The organism is Olivibacter sp. 47 (genome assembly GCF_030372825.1).
Lineage (GTDB): Bacteria > Bacteroidota > Bacteroidia > Sphingobacteriales > Sphingobacteriaceae > Olivibacter > Olivibacter oleidegradans.
Genome location: NZ_JAUCNR010000001.1, coordinates 3,194,025 through 3,218,265, shown reverse-complemented (window position 1 = coordinate 3,218,265; position 24,241 = coordinate 3,194,025). Strand labels below are relative to the sequence as shown.

At 40.1% G+C, this 24,241-nt stretch carries 15 protein-coding genes; 7 read left to right on the top strand and 8 right to left on the bottom strand.

Annotated features, from left to right (window positions below; translation table 11 throughout):
* Positions 1-15 precede the first annotated feature (15 nt).
* The gene (locus QT327_RS13960; RefSeq protein ID WP_130855978.1) at positions 16-243 is read left to right on the top strand and encodes a hypothetical protein; all 228 of its coding nucleotides are present in this window, start codon (positions 16-18) and stop codon (positions 241-243) included.
* 178 nt (positions 244-421) lie between these two features.
* Positions 422-982: a biliverdin-producing heme oxygenase gene (locus QT327_RS13955; protein ID WP_289553109.1), complete on the top strand. Its 561-nt coding sequence runs from the start codon at positions 422-424 to the stop codon at positions 980-982.
* A gap of 86 nt (positions 983-1,068) precedes the next feature.
* Here QT327_RS13955 and QT327_RS13950 read toward each other — a convergent pair whose 3' ends face one another.
* Positions 1,069-2,070: a fatty acid desaturase gene (locus tag QT327_RS13950; RefSeq protein WP_130855980.1), complete on the bottom strand. Its 1,002-nt coding sequence runs from the start codon at positions 2,068-2,070 to the stop codon at positions 1,069-1,071.
* A 128-nt stretch (positions 2,071-2,198) separates the two neighbouring features.
* Complete coding sequence (locus QT327_RS13945; RefSeq protein WP_289553108.1) at positions 2,199-3,665, bottom strand: MDR family MFS transporter; 1,467 nt, start codon at positions 3,663-3,665, stop codon at positions 2,199-2,201.
* Positions 3,666-3,845: 180 nt separating this feature from the next.
* Here QT327_RS13945 and cfa point away from each other — a divergent pair, with 180 nt between their 5' ends.
* Complete coding sequence (gene cfa, locus QT327_RS13940) at positions 3,846-4,955, top strand: cyclopropane fatty acyl phospholipid synthase (RefSeq protein ID WP_289553107.1); 1,110 nt, start codon at positions 3,846-3,848, stop codon at positions 4,953-4,955.
* Between the two features lie 123 nt (positions 4,956-5,078).
* Here the strand turns inward: cfa and QT327_RS13935 are convergent, their stop codons facing one another.
* The 3 genes from QT327_RS13935 to QT327_RS13925 are packed head-to-tail and all read right to left on the bottom strand — an operon-like array spanning position 5,079 to position 16,706.
* The gene (locus QT327_RS13935; protein WP_013666941.1) at positions 5,079-5,381 is read right to left on the bottom strand and encodes an acyl carrier protein; all 303 of its coding nucleotides are present in this window, start codon (positions 5,379-5,381) and stop codon (positions 5,079-5,081) included.
* Positions 5,369-9,652 carry a type I polyketide synthase gene (locus QT327_RS13930; RefSeq protein ID WP_289553106.1) on the bottom strand — a complete coding sequence of 1,428 codons (4,284 nt, stop codon included), beginning with the start codon at positions 9,650-9,652 and terminating at the stop codon, positions 5,369-5,371. Before QT327_RS13930 ends, QT327_RS13935 begins: the two co-directional genes overlap by 13 nt.
* 10 nt (positions 9,653-9,662) lie before the next feature.
* Entirely contained in the window at positions 9,663-16,706 is a 7,044-nt protein-coding gene (locus QT327_RS13925; protein WP_289553105.1) for a type I polyketide synthase, read from the bottom strand.
* Positions 16,707-17,367: 661 nt separating this feature from the next.
* On the opposite strand from QT327_RS13925, the gene QT327_RS13920 reads away from it, so the two are divergent.
* Positions 17,368-18,426 carry a DNA topoisomerase IB gene (locus QT327_RS13920; RefSeq protein WP_130855985.1) on the top strand — a complete coding sequence of 353 codons (1,059 nt, stop codon included), beginning with the start codon at positions 17,368-17,370 and terminating at the stop codon, positions 18,424-18,426.
* A gap of 27 nt (positions 18,427-18,453) precedes the next feature.
* Here the strand turns inward: QT327_RS13920 and QT327_RS13915 are convergent, their stop codons facing one another.
* A complete protein-coding gene (locus QT327_RS13915; protein ID WP_289553104.1) occupies positions 18,454-18,924 on the bottom strand; it encodes an NUDIX hydrolase in 471 nt (156 codons plus the stop codon).
* Positions 18,925-19,050: 126 nt separating this feature from the next.
* Between QT327_RS13915 and QT327_RS13910 the strand changes: the two genes are divergently transcribed.
* From QT327_RS13910 to QT327_RS13900, 3 genes are all read left to right on the top strand, one after another.
* Positions 19,051-19,272 carry a CDGSH iron-sulfur domain-containing protein gene (locus QT327_RS13910; protein ID WP_013666936.1) on the top strand — a complete coding sequence of 74 codons (222 nt, stop codon included), beginning with the start codon at positions 19,051-19,053 and terminating at the stop codon, positions 19,270-19,272.
* A 145-nt stretch (positions 19,273-19,417) separates the two neighbouring features.
* A complete protein-coding gene (locus QT327_RS13905; RefSeq protein WP_289553103.1) occupies positions 19,418-20,398 on the top strand; it encodes a GlxA family transcriptional regulator in 981 nt (326 codons plus the stop codon).
* Between the two features lie 99 nt (positions 20,399-20,497).
* Positions 20,498-21,772: a hemolysin family protein gene (locus QT327_RS13900; protein ID WP_289553101.1), complete on the top strand. Its 1,275-nt coding sequence runs from the start codon at positions 20,498-20,500 to the stop codon at positions 21,770-21,772.
* A gap of 4 nt (positions 21,773-21,776) precedes the next feature.
* Here QT327_RS13900 and lat read toward each other — a convergent pair whose 3' ends face one another.
* On the bottom strand, positions 21,777-23,108 hold the full coding sequence (lat, locus tag QT327_RS13895; protein ID WP_013666933.1) for an L-lysine 6-transaminase: 1,332 nt from the start codon (positions 23,106-23,108) through the stop codon (positions 21,777-21,779).
* A gap of 136 nt (positions 23,109-23,244) precedes the next feature.
* Positions 23,245-24,129, bottom strand: coding sequence for a 1-aminocyclopropane-1-carboxylate deaminase/D-cysteine desulfhydrase (locus QT327_RS13890; protein WP_289553100.1), 885 nt, complete (start codon positions 24,127-24,129; stop codon positions 23,245-23,247).
* Between the last annotated feature and the right edge of the window lie 112 nt (positions 24,130-24,241).

Sequence of the window (24,241 nt, the reverse complement as noted above, 5' to 3'; positions counted from 1 at the left end):
ATAAGAAACTTACGAATGGTTGCAACAAAATTATGTGAGTTTATGACAACTTTAGGTAAAGCTGCAACAAATGCAAATACTTCTGCAATAATAGCAGTACTGTTTACAGTAAAAGTGCTTGCGTTTATAACGAACGCACAAAAAGTTATTGCAAAGTTGGCCATATTTAATTTAATGTTACCTAAAGATATTAAAAACTTACCGGAGTTTACTTCCGTCTTACTTAAGATAGTTATAAATTAGGTAAGAAAAACGTCCTCTTTCACTTGCAGCCGTAGGTCAACCGTCGACGAAATTGATACAAAATTAAGCGGATTGCATACAGACTTTATTTTCAAATTTTACAATCTTTGTTTCAGTCGATCGTTTAATTAGATATCGGTTATCGGTCATATTAACAACAAATAACGAATAACAAAATATGTTAAGTACTAAAATAAAAGAAGCTACAAAAGCACCTCATCAACAATTGGAAGGCGTAGTAGTGAGAAAATTAAAAGCAATCAACGGTGATAAGGATTATGCTGAATTTCTAAAATTTTTCTACGCCTATTTTAATGCGGTAGAAGAGGCTATCAAGCCCTATATTACAGACGCTGTTTTACCGGATTATAAAGAAAGAAGAAATTCCGGCTACATAAAAGCCGATATAGAAGCTTTAGGCGAAAGCACAGATCAGCTACCTGAAGTAGAAGCTCCAACTATAACAACGGTTCAAGAAGCCTTAGGTGCGTTATATGTGTTAGAAGGTTCAATTATGGGAGGAAGTATCATTGTTAAAATGCTTGAAAAGCTTGGCATAACAAGGGGATTGTCCTTCTTTTCAGGCTATGGAGCAGAAACCCCACAGAAATGGAGCATATTTGTAACTGTTTTAAATGCGCACGCTAAAAATGAAGGAGAGGAGAACCTAGCCATTAAAGCCGCCAACAACACTTTTTCGCTATTTGGAAGAACATTTGAACGCGAAGAAGTGGCTTAACGCGTAAATGATTTTAAAACCTAACAGAAAGGCCGAAATTATTTCGGCCTTTCTGTTTATTACTTAAGGTAACCGTTATAATCCGATTATTCTACGTTGACAACTGATTTGCTATTGCTTGGGGTAGCCTTTGTTTTCCCTCTGTTATCACGTGCCATTCTCGAATAAAGTGACAATTTTCTATCAAAAATAAACCTTAATAATAAACGCGTATAAGATCTGTGATGGCCCAAGGAGTCATAGTAAGGACCTGCAATTTTCTTAATTTTTGGCAAATTGTTCCATGGAATTGATGGGAAGTCATGGTGTTCATTATGATAGCCGACATTTAAATTGACAACATTTAATACCCCATAGTAGCTTTTTGTTTCCTGATCTTCATCATGGGTTAAAAAATGCTCTTGAATCCACCGAGCACCAAGTGGATGCAACCCTACCGAGAAAAAAAAGCTGGCGACTAAATAAACCACTGCTTTCCACTGCCAGAAATAAAAAATCAAACCCATAAAGATGAACTGTACGAGATAATTCAACGCTACCCATTTATCAAACATCTTAATCTCTTTGCTCATCCGTCCCAAGCGCGATGCTTGAACAATAGGATATAAAAGTAACCATAGTGCTTTTCCCAGCGTAGAGTTGTTAACCAGCTTTGCCTCCCATTCACTGGGCATATCAGCATCCAATTCCTCGATGCCCTGAAAAGCATGGTGTTTCAAGTGATACTTCTGAAAGGATACTGAACTTGGGAATACGAGGGGTAAATTTGCAAAAATGCCTGAAAGTGTGTTAAGCACTCTATTTTTGAAGATCAAATTGTGTGAACATTCATGAATACAAATAAATAAAGTATGACATGCAAAAGCTCCAATTAAATAAGCACATGGGAAGATAAACCACCACGATTCATCATACAAAATCCATGACATGGCTATTTGTATACCTACACATAGGACTATCACTAAAAAGGTATACGGATTTCTACCTATTAAATGTCGAATTTCGGGATGACTGGATATGATTTCTTTGGTTCTAAGTTTATGCGGTTCACAATTTTCCGACCAGCTAAAGCTCTTTTTCTTACTCATTTATACACATTAGGGTTTGTTCTTAATAACGTGTAAGATATTGCAAAAGTATTAGAAATGCAATTTTTTTGTAAAAATTCACGAAACTATTTCTCTTTTTGAAATCAAAACGATTAATCGACACACAATTATTTCTTATTCAATAAATTAGCCTTTTCCTCAGCACTTATATCTCCTTTTTTATCCCTATTTCTATTGCGAAGCATATAGATAAGACTCGATTTTTGCGGCAGTTTTAGCGCAGGCAAAACAGCTAGCAGGATAATAACGGCCGTTATTAGAAAACTATTTTGCAAGGCGAAATGTTCCGCTACTTGATCCGGGTATTGGTTTTCCAAATAACGATCATATATAAATGTATGTATAACTGCACTTACGGCTATTCCAATGGAGCCTCCTACCTGTAGGAACAAACTGTTCAGCGCCGTTGCAGTTTGCGTCTGATTTGGTTTAACAGCATTGAGAAGTGCTGTAGAAACCGGTGCTACCAGTAGGCTCATGCCGAGTCCTCTTATCGCCATCGTAAACAAAATAAACCATACGGAAACACCGATATCAATTCTAGCCAGCATAAAGAAAGAAATAGATACAATTAAAATACCGCTAATTGATATATTTCGGATCATTCCTTTATCGGCTAATCTACCCGATAACGGCCTGCTCACCAGCATAATTAATGCGTTTGGCAGCATTAACAACCCGGATTCAATTTCGGTATAACCTAACAGTCCCTGAAGCAAAAAAGGTAAAAAGAACATGCCGCCATAAAGAGCCAAAGATCGAATAATCGTTATCGTAGCAGCAACATTAAATTGCCTTATTCTAAAAACATTCAGGTCGAGCAGTGATTGGGGCTTCTTTGCTGACTGTACAAAGAAGTACAGCATCAAAAGTGTAATCAGGAGGCCAACGAAAAATGAAACAGATAAAAAGCCTTGCTTACTGATCGTCGATATCGTGTATTGTAAAATGATAATAAAGATTGAAAAGAATATAAATCCCCTTACATCAAACCTACTTTCCTTATCAACTTGCCGCTTTAAAAAGCTTAAGTAACGTATTGAAAAAAAGATCGTTAAAGCCCCGATCGGTAGGTTAATATAAAAAATAGATTCCCAGCCCAAGTAGTGCGTGAGTACTCCACCAAGTGTTGGGCCCAAGGCGGGGCCCATCACATTTCCCATTCCCCACCAACCAATTGCAGTACCGCGTTCTTCTTTCGGAAAGGTCTCGCTTAAAATTGCCAGCGAAGTGGGGGATAGCGATCCGCCGCCTATAGCCTGTATTATCCTGGAAATAACTAGCATGTCCAAACTTACCGAGAGACTACACAATAAGGAACCCAGGGTAAAAATGACAATACTTCCAAGAAACAAATAATAATAACCAAAGCGTTTCTTTAGCCAGTTCGTCAAGGGTATAAAAAGCGAGAACGAAATCATATAGGCGGTGATTACCCATTCAATTTGGTTAAGATCAACCCCGAAATCATTTCGCATTACCGGCAAAGAAACGTTTACAATGCTACTATCAATTGCGGCCATGGACGTAGCCATCATTAATGTAGCGAGTACAAAGGACCTGTTTATTAACATGTTTTGCAAAGATACTCAAATCGTATATAAACTCTAGTTGATCAACTTCATATCTCATGCCGGTTTATATTGAGATTAATCGGCGCTTTATTCTCGAGAACTTCACCCGATAATAAACATCTTACCCCTTTAACTGTTAAAAACATAGTTGCTTAACTGAACTAATTTAACTTGAACGCTATGTTAAGAGATTTACTGAACGATTTTTTAGCACCATGTGATATACAGATTAACGGTTCCAGACCCCACGACTTACAGGTTGTTGACAGTCGATTCTATAAAGAAGTTCTAAAACGAGGTTCGCTCGGTTTAGGTGAGTCATTTATGCAAGGCTGGTGGGTTTCAAACGATATTGAGGAACTCTTATATCGTTTAATCCAAGCTAATTTAAGTGACAAATTTAAAAGAAAACCAACCCTATTCTGGTACTATCTGAAATCAAAGCTATTTAATTTACAGAATAAGAAAAGATCGATAGATGTAGCCTTAAAGCATTATAACATTGGCAACGAACTTTATCAATATATGCTCGGAAAAACGATGATGTATTCTTGTGCCTATTGGAAAGATGCCAAGACTCTAGAGGAGGCCCAAGAAAGAAAACTAGATCTTATTTGTAAAAAACTGGATTTATCCCCCGGTCAAACTGTTTTGGATATAGGTTGCGGTTGGGGCGGTTTTGCAAAGTTTGCAAGTGAAAATTATGGTGTTACCGTAACAGGAATCTCCATTGCCGCGGAGCAGATTGAGTTTGCCAAGACATGGTGCCATAAGTTGCCCGTTGAATTTAGATTGCAGGATTATCGCGACTTGGATGAAAAATTTGACCGTATCGTTTCCATTGGAATGTTCGAGCATGTCGGATACAAAAACTATCGCATCTTTATGCAAACAGTGCATAATTGTTTAAAATCCAACGGTCTCTTTCTGCTTCATTGTATTGGTGGAAACGAGGCTTCAACAGCAACTGATCCGTGGATACATAAGTATATATTTCCAAACGGACTAATACCTTCACCAAGGCAATTAACCGCTGCCATGGAACCTTATTTCACGTTGGAAGATTGGCATAACTTTGGTCCTGATTACGAGTTGACCCTGAATGCCTGGCAAGAAAATTTTAAAAACTATTGGCATTGCATAAAAAACAGTTATGACGATCTCTTTTACAGGATGTGGCTGTATTATTTAAATGTAAGTGCAGCTTCGTTTAAAGCCCGTCATAATAACGTTTGGCAACTGGTCTTATCAAAAAAAGGGAATATAGCCCGCTATTTCTCTGTACGTTAAGAGCCCATTCCGAGGATGTCTAAAAGCCGTCTTTGTGGACCGACATGTTTAGTTCATGTAATGAAAGAACCCTGACGCTGGCAGCGTAGCGACTTCCAGACATCCTACGGATTAAATGGAATATTAAACTTGAGAAGAAAGTATATAATTTACGATGTCCTTTATTTTTAAATCAATCAATTGATCCAAATCCAAACCAGAGAGCCAACCGGTAAAATCGATACCCTCTCCAAAATGTGCTTTTACTTTTTCCGAAAAAGAGACGATCTCAATACTATCCATCTCTAAATCTTTTGTAAAAGAACTTTCCATCGAGATGTCCATTTCTTCAATAAATTCTTCACCGATAATATCTGTTATAAACTGCTTCAATAAGCTAAAGATTTCCTCACTTTTTAGTTTGTTGTAATTTTCTACAGTGTCCATCCTATGATATAATTGTTGTACTTAATTGTTTTAACTTTTATACTTTCAATAATCAGCTCATCCCCTTCAATTGCACCTACTTGATAAGTCTTTGGATTGCCGGCCAAGCCCTTCCCAATTGACTTCCCATAAGCCTCTTTTGCTACCCAAAAGCGCGTAATCCACTCGTCCCGATCTTCTTTTCCTTTTAACAAAAGTCGTTCGTTGGCCGTCAGGGCGATTTCTTCAAAACCCACCCCTCTCGACTTGATTTCTTCCATATCGATTCCAACAGGTTTACCGAGTCGTGCAATGGCTACGGCTTCATCATTTTTATGTGCTATTGAGATCTGAACATCTGCAGCTAAAGGCCCTTGTATAACGGGCTGTCCGGTAGCAAGTTTAGCAATACTAAATTCTATGGGGTAATAGGCAGTGTTCGTTTCTCTTAAGAGTAATGATCTTATCGCATCTCTTAGGGCAACACGACTAACTAACCATTTCTTTCTCTTGTTAAGCGCTAAGCCGTTTAGGAAGTTACGATCCGCTAGTGGCAAGTAACGTTTTGCAATAAAATCCCACGAAATAACTTTTTGGTAAGCCTTGTGAAATTTGAATACCTCCGGATATATCTCCTCCGACAATAGGTTGAATTTAGGAGACATAGACACTTGCCATAGGCGTTCGTCAAACTCCAACCGTATATTCTGCCATCCATTAATCACCGCCCAGACCTTTCCGTCTCTTTTAAGCAGAAAGTTGGCGGTAGCCGTTTCATCATTGATGTCCGTTAGCGAACACGTACATTCGAATTCGCCTGTCTGATCAGCGAAATCCTGATAAAATATAATTTCATCGATTTTGATAGGAAATGCAACTTTATTCACCTTTAAGGTTAATTGCAACCATAAGCCGAATAATTGCCCGGCATTATCTAGCAGTGAGCCTTTTCCTCCACTGCCAACGATTATTCCCCTTATTCCCTTATCACCAATAGAATTGACAGCTTTTATACCTTGATAAGCTGGCCCATGGAACATGTGTCGATCATAAATGGTTACGGGATCAATTTGTATATCCAATAAATTACCCACCGTTAACAGTTGCAAAGAAGAGCTCTCCAATTTTTCAGCTAATACAACTTCCGCCTCGGCATACTTATCAATACGGACGCTCCACATAGAGTCATTTTTCCTCTCACCAACTACTTTTTCCCTGAACGGCTTACTCACATTCATCCATTGGAAAACCCGGATCTGTTGTATTCTGCTCAACTTTCGTTGTCTTTCGTGATTAAAAGCAGCTTCACCTAGCAATTCCAAAATCATTGTCATCGGAATTACCGGATCCATATCTTCCGGACAATGCCAACCTGGCTTTTGTTTTACCAGTGCATGGTCTATAAGATAGGGATGCTGATCTAGCGAAATATTGAACGGTGTTTCAAAATGCCCGGGCACATGAGATTCGGTTCCAAACCTATTAAAACGCTGTGGTAGTGGATTCGAAAACTCCTTGTTTTCAATCAGTTCGATCAGATCCGAATACATACCCATCGCTTCCTCCATATTGTCCATCACAGCCATCGCAAGTGGATGTTTTACCGTTCGTTGTGTTCTCACATAACCGGTATCTTTAGGTGGCTTTGTAAACGATGAATGGACCAGAAAATCCCACGTGCTTACAAGCGGTGAACCAAGATTTAACTTAACAGATGCAGCCTTCTGTGATTTTGTTTGAAGACCTAAAAAATCTAAGTCGACTTCTTTACCGTCGACATACAATGAGGCAAGTATTCTTCGCAACTGAGATAAACCATCTCGATAGGGAGAAGTAGCAGATAAAGCATTATATGGATTTCCTTTGAGGGTATCATCAACAAAGCCTGTTATGCCGCCTGCTCCAATCTGGATAAAAACACGCACTTGTTCTTGATGGTATAATTTTTCAATAAGCTCCCTGAATCTAACCGGCTGTATTAAATGTTCAACATTAAGTTGTCTTATCGCCTCCACTGTATCAGGGTAAGGGGCCAGGTTTGTGGCAGACCAAACTGGAATCTTTACCCTTAAAAAATCTATTTCTTCGATGCCTTCCAATATTTGAGGCACTCTATCTTTAATAAAAGGACTATGGAAACCAGATTGAAATGGTAAAACCTGATGAAAAATTTGGTGTACCTTCAATTCCGTAATGAGCTGCTCAATTGCTTCGTACGTACCGCAGAGTATTACTTGCTGAGGGCAATTGTCATTTGCTAAATAGAGGGACGGAATTTTTTCTGAAATCCCCTTAATACGTTCATAACTACAACCAACTGCGATAAACCTGGCATAGCTTACTTCAAACAATTGAGGATCAAGCTTTGTTATTAGATGTTTGACAGAACTCGTTGTAACCAAACCTGCTGACATGGCCGCCAGCCACTCGCCCATGCTATGTCCTGCATTGATATCCGGTACAACCCCGAGTTTTTTCATCGCTAGATCAATCGTTCTACTATTTTGAAGTTGATTCAAGGCAGAAACAAAAACTTTTGTCTCATGCATAGAATCTTCAAGTAGAAACTCCTGCTCTATTTTAAAGTATTTGGAAACACTTTCGGTTTCGCCCGATGATAAGCCATCTAGACCGGGGAATAGAAAAGCAATTTTCTTCTCTCCGCGTAGTAGCGGCGCATTTGTATACCATATATCCTGTCTATTACGCCAGGGCTTATTTTTAGTCACGATATTGATCGCCTTTTTAATCCGGTCTACCGTTGGATTAAAAACTGCTATGCGAAAATCACCATCGCCTATATCATTGCTACCACTTTCTAGCGCTAATATTAATTCATCCACACTTTTTCGTGCCAATACTCGCACTTCATCCTCTGCTACTCGCTTGGCCTGATGTACCGTATTTTTTACTGTAAAAGCTTCCAATACAACATGCGCATTGATGCCGCCAAAACCGAAGGCATTTACACCGGCCCTTAGCGGTAAACCGCTGTTAGACCAGTTTATCGGTTCATTTACCGGTTCAAATCGAGTTTCGGCCATAACCTCAATAGGTGAATCGCAGTGCAAGGTAGGGGGAAGCGTGTCATTATACAGGGCTAGAGCCGTTTTTATTACACCGGCAATGCCAGCCGCGGGCATCGCATGTCCAATCATGGATTTTACACTTCCGATTTTTGCTTTATTCCCTCTACTAGCCGAACCAAACACCAATTTAAGCGTTTCCAGTTCAGTACGATCGCCAATAACCGTGGCGGTACCATGGGCCTCTAAGTAACCGATATCGTTAACAGACAAACCAGCTTGTTGCCAAGCCTGTTCGATTGCCCTCGCTTGTCCTTTGGTGGAGGGACTCATGACACTCGTTCCCGAACCATCGCTGCTTATACCGACACCTTTTATAACACAATAAATCCGATCACCGTCTAATAATGCTTTATCGAGCGTTTTCAAGACTACGAAACCACAACCTTCACCAATTATTAATCCGTCGGCGTCCTTATCAAACGGCCTACTTTGCTGCCGTTTGGAAAGCGCTCCCAATTGATGGAAAATACTCCAAAATGTGGCGTTTTGGCCGACATGAACACCTCCGGCAATGACCATATCCGATCGATCGTTTACTAATTCGTTCACGGCATGGTCTATAGCCAATAAAGAACTTGCGCAGGCAGCGTCAACGGTATAAGCGGCTCCTCCTAGGTTAAAACGATTAGCCACTAATGAAGCAATCAGGTTAGGTATGAGGCCCATCGTAGTATCCGGAGTGAAGCGCCCTTTTTTCTTCTGGAACTCCTTTTTTATCCGCTTGATCTCCTCCTCTTTTAAATCCGGCATTAAGTGCCGTATAAGATTCACCAGCTGCTCTGCTACATGTACAACTTCGACCGCTCGCGTCGCCCCAGGCCCCACGTAATTGCCTTTTCCTATGATAATAGAAGTTCTATCAAGTTTGTATTTGTTCTTCCAAACACCGGCATCTTCCAAAGCGCTATGAACTAACTGAAGCGTGAGTAATTGATCAGGTTCCATCCCTTCTACAGCAAGTGGAAGAATACCGAATGTAACGGGGTCAAAATGCGCATAATCATCAATAAAGCCACCACGCGAGCAATAGAATCGATCGTAGGATTCATCATCGGGAATAAAATACCGTTCGTTAATTCTACTTGACGGTATGGGTCCCGTAGCATCAACTTTCTTTAAAATGTTATTCCAATACGAATTGATATCGGGAGCCCCCGGAAATACAGCAGACATCCCGATAATTGCAATATCTTTTTTATTCATTTCTGCGTAACTATGCCATAATTAAAACCCGACTCTCATTTCCATATTTTATTTCATTGGCAAATGTTTCTTTTCCTCTTTCCAAGGGAATTAAAGATATGCCTCGGCGTTCGTATTCTTTCTCGAGACTGGAGGACACCATCCCGGCACCTTTCCATGGTCCCCAATTGATTGCCATTACTCGACCTTTCATTTTCTTTCGTAACACCTCTGCATAATGATCCAGCACACTGTTTGCCGCTGCATAATCGGTTTGGCCTCTATTTCCATAAACAGAAGCTATGCTGGAAAAGAACACAATAAATTGCGTATCATTTCTCAATTGTTCAGCGAGTACGCGTAAGGGGGTCACTTTCGTACTAAAGACCCGTTCGAAGGAATCAGCCGTTTTATTTTCAAACAACTTATCTTCCAAAATACCTGCTCCATGAATTACGCCATCAATTCTGCCATATTTCTTATAGAGCTCCTGTATCAGAAGCACTAGCGCATCTTCATCTCTTACGTCAACAGCATGATAACTCACATTTGCACCTTGTTCCCTAATAGCCTGCATGCTACTTAGGATTTGTTGTGTTTTATGCAACTGTATTGTCCTTTGTTCAATCTCCGCAGGTGACTTGGAATACCCTTGCTCAATTAGGCTCTTTCTGATTTCCTCTTTGCTTTGCATGATAATCTGATTTGAGTCCACGTCACTCGGATATGAAGACCGGCCTACTAGCACATAATTACAAGGATACTCCTTCGCTAAATGTGTAGTTAACGCGGCGGTAATCCCTTGGGCACCCCCTAAAACAAGAACAACAGCATCCTTATCCATAACAAACGGACTTCTGTTTGCAGTCTGTAAAGGATCGTTCGTTTCTTTAACTGCATGTCTAAAATTATCTTTGTAATAGATAACTGATGGCTCATCCGTGCAAAGCATTTCATCAATCAATAAGTCAGGAATTTTATCTTCTTTTGTTTCATTCATAAAATGAATGGCCCGACATTTTGCCTGATCATATTCTTTATCTAGACTTTTAATAAAACCCGTATATCCCTGATAACTTCGTAGAAATTTGGGATCTTCATTCTTATCAACATGAGCACCGTGATCAGATAACACATAAACCCACTTAACACGGTTCATATCCAACGATTTTACCATGCGGACGGCATCGATAATATTTAATCGGTGATTAGATGCGACCATATCTAAAATTACCAGTCCGTCATAGCCTGCCAGGTCTTTTTCTTGTGGTACAATATCGACAATTGCGCCTCGTTCTTCCAGCTTCTCTTTAATCAGAAAACCGAGATTCCCATCGCGTGTAATGGCAACTTTTGCACCTTGCAAGGTATTAGGATATTCCTGTTTTAATAAAGCATGAACATCTGTCAATTCAAACTTGATCCGTTTCAATGTATCACTAAGTTCGTTATTTCCAAGTAAGGTGTCAACGAACGGCTTTTCTTTATCTGCAAGGCTTTTAGATTCACCGTTAGCTAATAGTTTGGCGGCTATCCAATCGATCAAATGATTTAAGGTTTTAAACGCAGACAGCTTTTCCATTTGCTCTTGGTTTTCCTCATCGCTAGGCATAATAGCCTCTAATTTAACTTTGAGTTCACCGATTATTTCGATTCTTTTGATGGAATCTATACTTAGATCAGCCTCCAAGTCGAGATCAAGACCGAGCATTTCCGTTGGGTATCCTGTTTTCTCGCTTACAATTCCTAGAATCATATCTTGGATATCACCTTTCTGAAGCGCAGGTTGTTGCCGGGTTATTTCCGTTGTTAAGGTTTCATTAACATCGTTTATAATGTTTGCGTCAAACCACCCAAGTAAACCATTAAGTGTTTTGATGGAAGCCAATTGTTCCACCATTTCATCTTGGCTTTTATTTTTAAACTGAAAGTTACTTAACTGTATACGCAACTCGCCAATAATTTCGAGTCTCTTAATGGAATCAATACTCAAATCTGCTTCCAGATCCAGATCCATTCCTAGCATATCCTTTGGATAACCTGTTTTTTCGCTTACCACCTCCATCAGAATCGTAGACAAAGGCTTTGTCGTTTTTGGACCGGATGTTATTAGTTCGTTTTCATTAGCTTTCTTACCTACAGGATCCGGAGATTGTTCTCTCTTTTCAATGAGACTAGGCATTGATACCGGAACCGTATTAGGATTTGTATGGATATAATTGTTCGTACTAGGCTGTCCTAGATAGGCGAGGAGGACATCCCGTTGTGCTTGAATTAGCATCTTCATACCTGCTAAATATTCCAAGGTGAGCTGCTCAGCAGATCCTTGTACCGATAAAGTATCACTTTTTGTGTTGTTTTGCACGGTCAGTTCTTTAAAATTAATGATAGGCTTCGTTACAGGCAGTGCACTGTAAGCGGGTAGTTTGCCTTGAGCAGGCATCGCCATCTGACCATCCACGAGCCAGATTGAGGAACTTTTCTTGAGTTTCTCCGGGTTGTCCAGATCTAACCAAGTTGCTTGTCGATCTGCAAATAAAACATCTATCTGTACGGTTTTCCCTGTAGCTATATATTGCGCTAAAGCCACTAATAGTTGGAAAATACCGTGTTTTCCATTTTCCTCTGTATGTATAACAACCTCTTCCTTGCCTAAAATCGACTTTGTCAAACTTGTTAGCGTCTTACCTGGCCCAACCTCAATAAAAATTCGGGCACCATTCGCGTACATTTCTTCTATTTGGTCTGAAAAAAGCACAGGATTGACAATATGAGAAGCCAAACGGTTCTTGATTTCGGTACTTTCCGTTGGGTATAAAGCAGCACTTGTATTTGACCAAACAGGAATGCTAGGCTGTTTAAATGAAAAACCGTTCAATAAATCAGCGTAAAGAGATTCCGCCTTTGCAATTAACGGACTATGAAAAGCACAGGCTACTTCCAGTTGCCGGTAGGAAATTTTTTGTTCCTTTAAGACCTGCATAAAGCTTTCCATCACAGCGGATTCGCCTGCTAGAACCCATTGCTGTGGAGAATTATGATTGACGGCATATATGTTCTTTCTCGAAGACAACAACTGATCGATCATCGCTTTATCACCGTTTACGGCTACCATAATCCCCTTGTCGTCACCTGTCGAGGCCAAGATAGCTTCGGCTCTCCCTTTACTTAAAGCAACGAGATCCCCCTCATTGAACACCCCTGCAAATGCGAGTGCCGGAAGCTCTCCGTAGCTATGGCCTGCCAGCATATCGGGGATGACGCCAAGATCACTCAAAAGGTTAGCAATCGCTATATCTATTATTCCTAAAAGCGGTTGCGCCATACCCGTATCTTTAATGGCTTCCTTTTGCTTCTTTAAACTTTCTTCACTGAAAGCACTGCTAGGAAAAAGTATTTTTTCGTATGCCGGGTAACGACTGAGAAGTGATCTCATCCGTGGAAAGTTCACCAATAGCTCTCTAGCCATGTGTATTCGCTGACTTCCTTGACCAGCAAACAGGAAGGCCGTTTTTCCCTTAACCTCCTTTGTTATGTATGTATCCTTCGCATGCGTACCGGACAATACCAAATCTATCTTGAATTGCAGATCTGCTATGGAATCAGCGATTATAGATAATTGTACCGGAGCATTGCTATAGGTAGCAAGAGAGAACGCAATATCACGTAACTTTACCGAGTCGTTCAGATCAATTAATCGTTTTGTTTTCTTGAGTAGGAGACTGGCCTCTTCGTAATCATTTCCTCTGAAAACAAAGAGCTCCGCGGGCCATTGCTTCGTAACAGAGAACGGTATTTTCTTGTTATCTACATGATTGGAAATAACGGCATGAAAGTTCGTGCCGCCGAAACCAAAAGCACTAACTCCGGCTACTCGTTGTGGATTGGACCATAAACCAGCTTTGTCGGTAAATACAAACGGACTTGTTTTTTCGTTGTAAAAACCATTAGGTTCTTTTAAGTTAATAGTCGGCGGTTTAATTCCGTAATATACACTCAACGCACTTTTAATCAGGCCTGCCATACCCGCCGCGCATTTTGTATGCCCAATTTGGGTTTTAACTGAACCAAGATGGCTTTGTTGCGGGATGGCTCCGCTCTTAACCATTGCCTGCGTTAATGCACTCAATTCAGTGCGATCTCCAACCACCGTGCCGGTACCATGTGCCTCGAAGAGTTCAACAGATGATATGGATAAACCCGCCTGCGAATAGGCTCTTTCCAATGCCTTCGTTTGTCCGGCAAGTCGAGGTGCTGTTAACCCAAGACTCTTTCCATCGCTGGAGCCGCCTACACCTTTAATTACGGCAAAAATTTGATCACCGTCCTGTTGCGCATCTTCCAATCTTTTCAGCACAACCATTGCCACACCTTCGCCTAAAGCGATGCCATCAGCCTCCGCATCAAAGGTTGCGCATCGACCTTTTTTCGAAAGAGCATGTGTACTGGCAAACATCAGATAATCATTGATACCATTATGTAAATCCGCCGCTCCGGCAATCACCATATCAGATTTGTTGAGGATGAGCTCTTGACATGCCAAGTCAATAGCCGCCAGCGAAGAAGCACATGCAGCATCCACTGTATAATTACGGCCACCAAGGTCTAATCGATTGGTAATTCGACCGGCAATTACATTTGCCAATACCCCCGGAAACGAGTCCTCAGTAAGTTTTGGTAAGGATTCATCAACTTCCTTCGGTATTTCGCCGAAAAATTGCGAGAAAAGTGCTCTGAAACTGTAATTATTGGCCAAGTCATTGCCACCTTCCGCACCTATGATAACCGATACATTCTCCTTATTAGCGTCCTTCGCGGCATAACCTGCATGTTCAAGTGCCCGCTTTGCAACAAGCAGACTCAACAGCTGTGTTGGATCAATAGCGGCCAACGACTGCGGGGGAATTCCAAATTCAAGCGGGTCAAATTCGATCTTCGGTATAAATCCACCCCATTTTGATGGAGATTTGCTGCCGTTGGTATCTAATGGATCATAATAAATCTCTTTATTCCATCTTTCATCAGGCACCTCCGTAATACAATTTTTAGCATCTAGTATATTCCGCCAAAAAGCGTCAATATCCTGTGCTCCCGGATAGATACATGCCATTCCGATAATAGCTATATCGATCGCATGATTGGTTGTTTCTGTTAAGGTAAAGGTCTCTGCATGTTCAATATGTTTATAATTGTTTTTGGCGACATCTTCGTGTAAATCAGCTATGGTTCTGATCTTATTGTTTAAAGCGGCTACCTGTCCGATCATGTACATACCCTTTTGATATTGCACATCCTCGTTCAGATATATCAGATTCTCGGATACCCGTTCGATTCCTTTGCTAGCGATGCGCAAACGCCCCACGTTTAACTGCTCCAATGATTCCCATATCTGCTTTTTATCGACACCATCCTTTTCAAGTCTCCGCTTTTCTTCTTCGAAGTAGGAGGTAAAAGGCGATTGCAAACATCTGGTTTCATGGCCGGGAGCAGTTTCTAACAGAACGGTTTCCGCCTGCTTTATCGCTTGTTCCTGAAAACCAGGCAGAATAGCACCCGAATCAACCGCCTCCTTTGTGTAAATATAAGCTGACCCCATGAGCACACCAATTTTTGCACCACCGATAGCTAATGGAGCACTCATGATGGATACAAAGGCACTTGAAAAACTATCATGTATTCCACCGGCAAAAAATAGTTCAAATGATGGTAGCTGTTCCTCTTTTAAAATACGCTCAATTTGAAGTTCCCAAAGTACCAGAGACGATAACGGACCAACGTGCCCCCCACACTCTCTTCCTTCGAATACGAACTTTCTTGCACCCTCTTTTATAAATAGGTCAAGAAGGGTAGGAGAAGGAACGTGCAAGAAGGTTTTAATTCCGGCTTTTTCAAAAGGAATCGCTTGGGACGGACGACCACCGGCTACGAGTAGGACAGGGGGCTTTGCCTCTAAAATGTAGCGAGACTGTTCCTCCCTTAATTCTTGCGGCGCAAAACCGAGGATTCCGACACCCCAGGTTTGGTCTTGAAGCACTTTTTTCGTTTTTACAATCAATTCTTTTGCTTTTTCACCCGTCATTAACGAAAGTGCTACAAAAGGCAGTGCACCTCCCAAAGATACAGCTTCCGCAAAACTTGGAAGATCACTCACTCGAGTCATTGGTCCCTGCGCTATTGGATAGCGTATCTTAAGCTCCTCCGCTAAAGGATTATCTTCTCTTAACACATGCTCAGTTTTGGCTTGCTTAATATGACCATTGATAGCTTCAAGTAAACCGGATGCGAGGTGATCGATTGTTTTATAGTTGCTAACAAGTCCTTTTGACAAGATAACATCTTGCCCCATAGGCAAATAAGAGTCTTCCAGTGTATAGTTTCCATTCAAGTATGGAAGTAAATCCGAGAAAGTAGCACCTTGGGGAAGTTCCGGTGCATTAGGGCGATTTAATACGCGGAAGTTACCGACTAATTTAGTTTCGGTACCGTTTAATTTTTCAATGACATTTTTTAGCGCTTGCGGTGCCTTACATTCCGGGAATAACGATAGTTGATTATCCATTACGATTCCGTCCGCTCCTAATCCAATAAGTGCTGCGGCAGAATGAATCCCTATACCACCTTGTACCCATACTGATAGACTTTGCAGATCAAAATCCTGGATCACATGCTGGAATAGAATATAAGTGGCTTCATAGGCAACATGACCTCCCGATTCATTTCCCTTAATAATAATTGTTTTTGCACCTCTGGCCTTGGCGAGTCTTGCCTCTTCCACAGAATAAACTTGAAAAATAATTTCTACGTCAATAGCCTCCATTGAGATTTCGTTAGAAAATGGCATAATAATATAGGCTACAGACGATGGAAGTTCCTTTGATGGAATGTGGGAGTCAGGAAAACAAAGACCTATGGACTTTGGCTTATAGGATTTTATATTATCGTATATTTTTTCTATCTGATCGTGATTTCTACCGATATGGAGAACCGGTACAAAAGGGGTTTTACTAAGTGCCTTCAATAAAGCCAAATCAGGAAGCTCGAAAGGGGTAATACCAATCAACTTTGCTGTTTTCATGATGCTAATAATTATAAGTGTAGTAAACGATAAAAAATAGTTGGTTGGATTTTTTTCGTTTAAGGAATCTGCTTATTGTTCTGTTTCATAAATTTGATGAACTATTATGTGAGGTTCTTACGAAGGCCAAATCAGCATTCGTTTTATTAATTTGCTTTGTATGTGCATAAATTCAAAAGCGAACAAAGAAATAGAAGAGGTGTCTTTAAATTACAATATGCAATCATCATTCTTTTGTGTTTGCCTCGAATAGCGTGAGATTATAACAAAGCATTTCTATCTGTTATTTGTGATGCAAATTAGTAAATGATGGACTTTTTTCTTTTGTTCATTTTGTTCATTGGTTTTTAATGCAAATCGGCAACATTTCAACTGTTTTTCGATCGGTAATGATGGTTTTGTTGATTTTTTGTTAAGAAAACATTAAAGAAGCTCGATTCCATGTTAAATACGCATAAAAAAAAGTTCCAAATATTATGCGAGCGCCCTCCGCATTAGCATAAATCTAATGTGGTACCAAAAAACATGCTAAGCCTATTCTGCGTCATCATGTGCTAAAATGAAGTGTCTGACACTTTAGTAAAAAACATTCGATTATCCAGCTCCCTAATTCACACAAAAGCTTAGTAATATATGTTAACTATTCTAAATTCGGACAGTTATGTTAAAAGTAAGCAAGCAGCAGTTGCGCTATTGTAATGATAGTTCTGATGGTTATACTCGGGTAAAAAAGGGGAAGGGATATTGCTATTTAGACATCAATAAAAAGCCGATCGTTGATAAAGAATTAATAAAAAGAATAAAAAGTTTAGTGATTCCGCCAGCTTGGAAAAACGTTTGGATAAGTCCTTACGATAATGGCCACCTTCAGGCCACCGGATTGGACGATAAGGGGAGAAAGCAATACTTATATCACCCGCTATGGAACGAAACAAGAGAAAAACACAAAATTAATCGTATCCTCGCCTTTGGAAAGGTACTACCATCATTGAGAGAGGCGATTACGGCTGATTGCAGACAACGAAACCTTGGTAAAGACCGCGTTTCTGCCATTGCACTCAGCATCATGGAAAACACTCTTATGCGCGCCGGGAACGACCGCTATCGACGGGAGAATAACAGTTATGGATTGACGACCTTACGAAGTCGACATGTAAAAATAGAAGGACAAATTGTTACTTTTAACTTTACAGGAAAAAAGGGCAAAAAGCACAACATTAAACTCAGTAATCGTAGTTTGACTAAGAGACTTCGTCAGGTTATGGAAATTCCAGGCCAAGAGGTTTTTCAATATTATAATGACGATCAGGAAATCTGCTCCTTAGATTCCGGCGATTTAAATGAATATATCCAAAGGCACACCGGACAGAACTTTACGTCAAAGGATTTTAGAACATGGTATGCAACCTTATGGGCTTTTAAGTACCTACTTGAGCTAAGCACTGAAGAGCAACAGGTGAAGTCTTATAAAAAGAACCTAAATGCCTGTCTCGATTTCGTTGCTAAAAAATTGGGAAACACAAGAGCCGTATGTAGAGCTTCATATGTTTGTAATGACTTAATTGACGCCTATTTAGCGGGCAGCTTGCAAAGCTATCTTCGCAAAACTACAAGCGATGAAGTGAAATCGCTGCCTATTCATGAAGTCGAACCACTCTTGATAACATTTCTTCATAACTTAAAGAAAAGCCAGCAAATCCTATTGAGATTAACTTCTTGATTGATCCAAATAGGACGAAGTGATTATTCAACTATTCATCCGAGCATTAAGGAGAGAAAAAGCCTGATCAAGGAACGAAATTTGCTTTTCGTTTATCAATCGTTTTGCTTCGTCTATGGAAAACCATCCAGCCTTGTCTATTTCGGGAAACTGTTGTATTCTTCCCGATTTGGGAGGCCATATCATCTCAAAGGTATTACTTCGGATGTTATCCAAGTCCATATTCCCTTCCAACAACCAGCATAGGACTTTCTTTCCGCCCTTTTGAATCACAGGGTCCAGCTCAATAAATTCGCCTTCAATGGAGCACCCCGTCTCTTCCTCAAATTCGCGTTTTGCTGCGGAAAGTGGAGGTTCGGCATTTTCAAACTCTCCTTTAGGGATCGTCCAAAAGCCCTGATCTTTTTTCGCAAAAAATGGCCCACCGGGGTGAACGAGGAAAAACTCCACCTTTCCGTCTTTTAGTCGATAAAGCAAAATACCTGCGCTTCTTTTCATAAGTATAAGGGCTCTTTAATTGACAAATGTATACCTTCTGTCAGAGAAAATCGAAGAATCAATCTGAATTGCGTTTATTTTTACAGGAGCTGCCACATATTTATACTTTTGCACAAATTATAACTCATGACTAAAACTAAACTAACAATCAACGAAAACGGCTCCCTAAGGGTGGAAGGAGAATTTGAAATAGTTGACAAAAACGGTACACCATATGGTTTGGATGGACGCACGGTTGTATCGATCTGTCGTTGCGGCCTGTCATCAAAAAAACCGTTTTGCGACGGCTCTCATAAAGGACATTTCGAACACGAAGCAATCGCGTTCGATCTCCCGCCGAAAAAATAGAACAACGATTCTCCAAATTTAAAAGCAGTTGTCATTCAAGGCAAATTGCGTCATAAAAGGGTGTTGCTTGCGACACCCTTTTATGCTAAATTTGTTATCTGAATTAAAGCGTTTAAGGCGGTATTTTAACATTAAACCTCGTTCCATGAAACATATCTCTTTACTTAATCCAATAGGCGAAACGAGCTTGAGTAGCATGGAAGCCACCTATAAAATGTTCTCTAAAATTAATGAAGCGCTACAAAGCACCGGAAAGGAAGCTCTTTTCGACATTCAGATAGTGGGCCTTTCAGACGAAGTAGTTTCATCGGGCAGAATCTTTAGCATACGTTCTGACACGACGATTCATCAGCTAAAAAAAACAGACCTCATTGTTATTCCTGCTATTCACGGAAATATGAAAGATATTGTAGCCGTAAATCGTGAATTTGTGCCTTGGATTCAAAAGCAATATCAACTTGGGGCCGAAATTGCCTCATTATGTGTCGGTGCCTTTCTTTTGGCCTCTACTGGCTTGTTAAACGGTAGAAGCTGCACAACGCATTGGTTATCGGCTAATGAATTCAGTAGTATGTTCCCACACGTGAAACTGATGCCATACAAGGTTATTACGGACGAAAGGGGAATTTATACAAGTGGGGGTGCCTACTCGTCGCTAAATCTCATCCTGTATTTGGTGGAGAAATTTGCCGGGCGTGAAATGGCCATTCGATCATCGAAAATGTTTGAAATTGATATCGAAAGAAACAATCAATCTCAGTTTATCATCTTTCAAAGACAGAAAGATCATGAAGATTTAACCGTTCGGCGTGCACAGGAGCTTATTGAGGAGAATTTCCGCGAACGCATTACCGTTGAAGATCTTGCGGATAAATTGGCCACCGGAAGAAGGAACTTTGAACGACGCTTTAAAAAGGCAACCGGCAACACGATCTTAGAATACATACAACGCGTCAGAATTGAAGCCGCCAAGTTAAGTTTTGAGACAAGCAATGAAAACGTAAATGAGGTAATGTATAACGTGGGCTATAGTGATTCCAAGTCCTTTCGGACAACCTTCAAACGTATCACGGGCCTTTCACCAACACAATATAAAAGTAAGTATAATAGACAGATTGCCGTTTAAATAGAATAAGAACTTCAGAAGTACTAAAAACCAATAGATGCCCATTTTGTTAGATAAAGATAGAGATAAACCCGTCTTTTAGATTTATTTAATAGAATAATGGAAATTGTAATCATCATTGCACTCATTCTTATCAATGGCCTTTTTTCGATGAGTGAGCTCGCCTTGGTTTCAACCAGAAAGTTCAAGCTGGAAGCTTCAATAAAGAAAGGGGATACGGGGGCAGCTAAAGCGCTCGAATTAGCCAACAATCCAACGACCTTTTTATCAACGGTTCAAATAGGTATTACGCTTGTTGGTATTCTTACCGGACTTTTTAGCGGCAAAAGTTTAACGCTGACCGTGGCCAACTATTTAAGAAGCATCGAGTTAATCACCCCTTACGCGGAATCAGTTGCAGTCTTTTTAGTCGTTTTATTTATTACCTATCTTACTATTGTATTCGGTGAACTCATTCCAAAACGGATAGGTTTGCATTATCCTGAGGCAATTGCGACAACTATCGCGGCGCCAATGACCATACTTTCCAGAATCTCTTTACCTATTATCTGGATTTTGACGAAAACCAGCAATCTTTTTTTTAACTTATTTGGAATAAAGGACTATCATGATGAGGCCGTCTCTGAAGAAGAAATAAATGCCATCATTAAAGATAGTACGGAGGGAGGGGAAATACAACCAATAGAACAAGATCTTGTCCGGCGTGTTTTTTCATTAGGAGATAGAAGGGCCGGCGAATTAATGACTCATCGCATGGATCTTGTTTGGATTGATATAAACGATAATTGGGAGACCATAAAATCAAAAATCCGAAGTCGACCTCATTCGGTTTATCCGGTATGTGAACGATCGTTGGATAATTTACTAGGACTGGTTTCGGTTAGGGAACTTTTTCTGCAAGAATCCTCCACTTCTTCACCGAACCTGAAGCGCCATGTCAGAAAAGCGCTGTTTGTTTCGGAATATACCGCGGCCTATCGAGTTTTGGAGCTATTAAGAAGCGCACAGCAGCATTATGGAATCGTTTTAGATGAATATGGTGATCTTCAGGGACTGATTTCTATCAATGATATATTAGATGAATTGATAAGTGATAAGACGGATACAGCAAACGATTATCAAATTATACAGCGTTCTGAAAATACATGGTTAGCTGACGGTCAGTTGCCCCTCTTTGAATTTATTCAATATTTCAAGGTGTCTGATGTCCCTGAAACCAATAATTTCACCACGCTGGGAGGTTTATTGTTAAAACTGTTAGACCATATCCCTACCTTGACTGAAAAAGTTAGATGGAATAATTTTGAGCTTGAGGTTGTTGACATGGATGGAATGCGTATCGATAAGATACTTATTACCCGCATTCCCGAATAGCCTATTACAAGGACTGAAGAACTTCGCCCATTATGCTAACACCCTTGTCAATATCGTCACGTTGTATTACCAAAGCTGGCCGAAAACGAATGCTTCGCTCTCCACATCCCAACAATAACACATTTTTATCAAGGCTTTTCTTTAAAAAATGATTTCGACTTTCTTTGTTCGGAAAATCAAAAGCTGCTAGTAATCCTCGACCTCTAACATTATTAATTATCGTGTACTTGTCTGCTAAGGTCAAAAGCTTTTGCTGTAAATATTCACCGAGTTCGGCGGCTTGCGAAACGAGCTTGTCTTCTTCAATGATTTGCAAAATTTTAGTCGCTCTTACCATGTCAACCAAATTTCCGCCCCAAGTAGAATTAATCCGTGAGGGAACCTTAAAGACATTTGTTTTTATATCATCAATTTTTTCGCCTACTAAAATGCCACAGACCTGCATTTTCTTCCCGAATGCGATAATATCAGGCCTCGCCTTCGCCCCAAAATGCTCGTGGCACCAAAATTTACCTGTTAAACCTACGCCGGTCTGCACCTCATCGTAAATTAAAAGCGCATCATTTTCATTCGCTAAAATACGTAGCTGTTCCAAGAACTCTCTCCTTACGTGATTATCGCCACCCTCAGATTGTATAGGTTCAATAATAATAGCGCAAATATCATCTCTATTGTCGGCAAAAGCTTGCTTAATTTGAGCTAGCGACTGTTCTTCGCGTTTAAGAAGATCTTCATATCCTTGGTCAGTAAAAGGAAATTCGATATACGGAACGCTCACTCTGGGCCAGTCAAATTTGGCAAACCATTTCGTTTTCTCCGGTTGTGTATTGGTCAAACTAAGGGTATAACCTGTACGACCATGAAAAGCTTTCTGAAAGTGTATAACTTTAAACCCTCTTTCTTTAATATATCCCTTTTGGAAATTTTTTTGTACTTTCCAATCCATTGCTGTTTTCAGCGCGTTCTCCACGGCCAAACCACCTCCCGCAATAAAAAAAGCGTGCGGTAAATAAGAGGGAATCCCCACACGATCAAATGTGTCTACAAATTTAGCGTACTGCATTGTATAAATGTCCGAATTAGATGGATTTGTTAATGCTGCTAGTAGTAAATCTTCTTTGAAATCGCCATCATTTAACATTTTAGGATGGTTATAACCCAGTGGTACGGAAGCAAAGCAAGTGAAGAAGTCGAGAATTTCTCTGCCATGCTTTGAATCGTACATCATAACGCCTTGGCTCTTCTTTAGATCCAATGTTAAGTCATAACCATCAGTAAGTACGTGTTTACCAATAATGGCCTGTGCATTTTCGGGAGTAATGGAGATCCTGTTCATAAAATGCTATTGATTTGGTTTATTATCAAACATAAGATAAAATTTCAAAAAACGCAATTTATACCGAATAATTATTTCATATTTCAATTTCAACCTATTATTTATGACAAAAAAATACCAATTCAACAAAATATCACTAAAACTCGTCTATTTTACCTAAAATACCGATCAGTCCACCGGTATGCAGAACTAAAATTCTTGCACCTTCTTGGAAGTAATTGTTTTCAATCAAATCCATCAATGCATAGAAGGTTTTAGCAGTATACACAGGTTCTATTAAAACACCGGTGCTGCTAACAAACGACTTAGTAAAATCCATTAATGGAGGTTTTGTTTTTGCGTATCCACCAAAGTGATAGCTTGTATGTATTGTAATGTTGTCTGCTTCACCGTACAATTTTTTTATATCCTCTAAGAGAAAATCACCACCGGCGAGAACAGAAACACCATGTAATTTGGTTTGTTGGTTACGCTGTTTTAATCCCATACTTAAGCCAGCTAAAGTCGTACCCGTCCCACAGGCGCAAAAGATATGATCATAATCTGTGCGAAGCTCATCAATTATTTCCGCACAACCGAGTAAAGCAAGAGAGGAAGCGCCTCCTTCGTTGATGAAATAGGCATATTTGTCCTGTCCAAAGTAGTGATCAAACACATGTTGTTTATTTCTATAAGCCTCTCTTTCAACAAATATAAGCTGCATACCAAATAATTGACAAAGTTTCAGATTGGCGTTGTCTACCGGCTCGCCTCGCACAAAGCCGGTAGATTTAAATCCGAATGAAGCAGCGGCAGCGGCGGTTGCAAGGAGGTGATTGGACCAAGCTCCGCCAAATGTTACCAAATGATTCCTTCCGTTTTTATGAGCATCTTGCAACAGATACTTTAACTTTCTCCATTTGTTGCCTGAGATAAAGGGATGGATCAGATCATCTCGTTTGATATCTACTGTATAGTTCTTTTTATAAAAAGGCTCGTATCGTAGTCGCTCTATAGGACTAAAAAAATTAAAAGGAAACATGCTGTGTAATTTTTGCCATACAAAACTAAACGGAAAAGCCGGCAAATATTAGATTGTTAGGTTTTTTATTCTAAAAATTATAGTAGGTTTGCTAACCCAAAATAAAACAACA

Coding starts and splice junctions, on each gene's coding strand:
- QT327_RS13925 (WP_289553105.1), bottom strand. CDS start 16,706: ATGAAAACAGCAAAGTTGATTGGTATTACCCCTTTCGAGCTTCCTGAT.
- QT327_RS13950 (WP_130855980.1), bottom strand. CDS start 2,070: ATGAGTAAGAAAAAGAGCTTTAGCTGGTCGGAAAATTGTGAACCGCAT.
- QT327_RS13960 (WP_130855978.1), top strand. CDS start 16: ATGGTTGCAACAAAATTATGTGAGTTTATGACAACTTTAGGTAAAGCT.
- QT327_RS13905 (WP_289553103.1), top strand. CDS start 19,418: ATGAAACATATCTCTTTACTTAATCCAATAGGCGAAACGAGCTTGAGT.
- cfa (WP_289553107.1), top strand. CDS start 3,846: ATGTTAAGAGATTTACTGAACGATTTTTTAGCACCATGTGATATACAG.
- QT327_RS13935 (WP_013666941.1), bottom strand. CDS start 5,381: ATGGACACTGTAGAAAATTACAACAAACTAAAAAGTGAGGAAATCTTT.
- QT327_RS13920 (WP_130855985.1), top strand. CDS start 17,368: ATGTTAAAAGTAAGCAAGCAGCAGTTGCGCTATTGTAATGATAGTTCT.
- lat (WP_013666933.1), bottom strand. CDS start 23,108: ATGAACAGGATCTCCATTACTCCCGAAAATGCACAGGCCATTATTGGT.
- QT327_RS13910 (WP_013666936.1), top strand. CDS start 19,051: ATGACTAAAACTAAACTAACAATCAACGAAAACGGCTCCCTAAGGGTG.
- QT327_RS13930 (WP_289553106.1), bottom strand. CDS start 9,652: ATGAATAAAAAAGATATTGCAATTATCGGGATGTCTGCTGTATTTCCG.
- QT327_RS13890 (WP_289553100.1), bottom strand. CDS start 24,129: ATGTTTCCTTTTAATTTTTTTAGTCCTATAGAGCGACTACGATACGAG.
- QT327_RS13900 (WP_289553101.1), top strand. CDS start 20,498: ATGGAAATTGTAATCATCATTGCACTCATTCTTATCAATGGCCTTTTT.
- QT327_RS13955 (WP_289553109.1), top strand. CDS start 422: ATGTTAAGTACTAAAATAAAAGAAGCTACAAAAGCACCTCATCAACAA.
- QT327_RS13915 (WP_289553104.1), bottom strand. CDS start 18,924: ATGAAAAGAAGCGCAGGTATTTTGCTTTATCGACTAAAAGACGGAAAG.
- QT327_RS13945 (WP_289553108.1), bottom strand. CDS start 3,665: ATGTTAATAAACAGGTCCTTTGTACTCGCTACATTAATGATGGCTACG.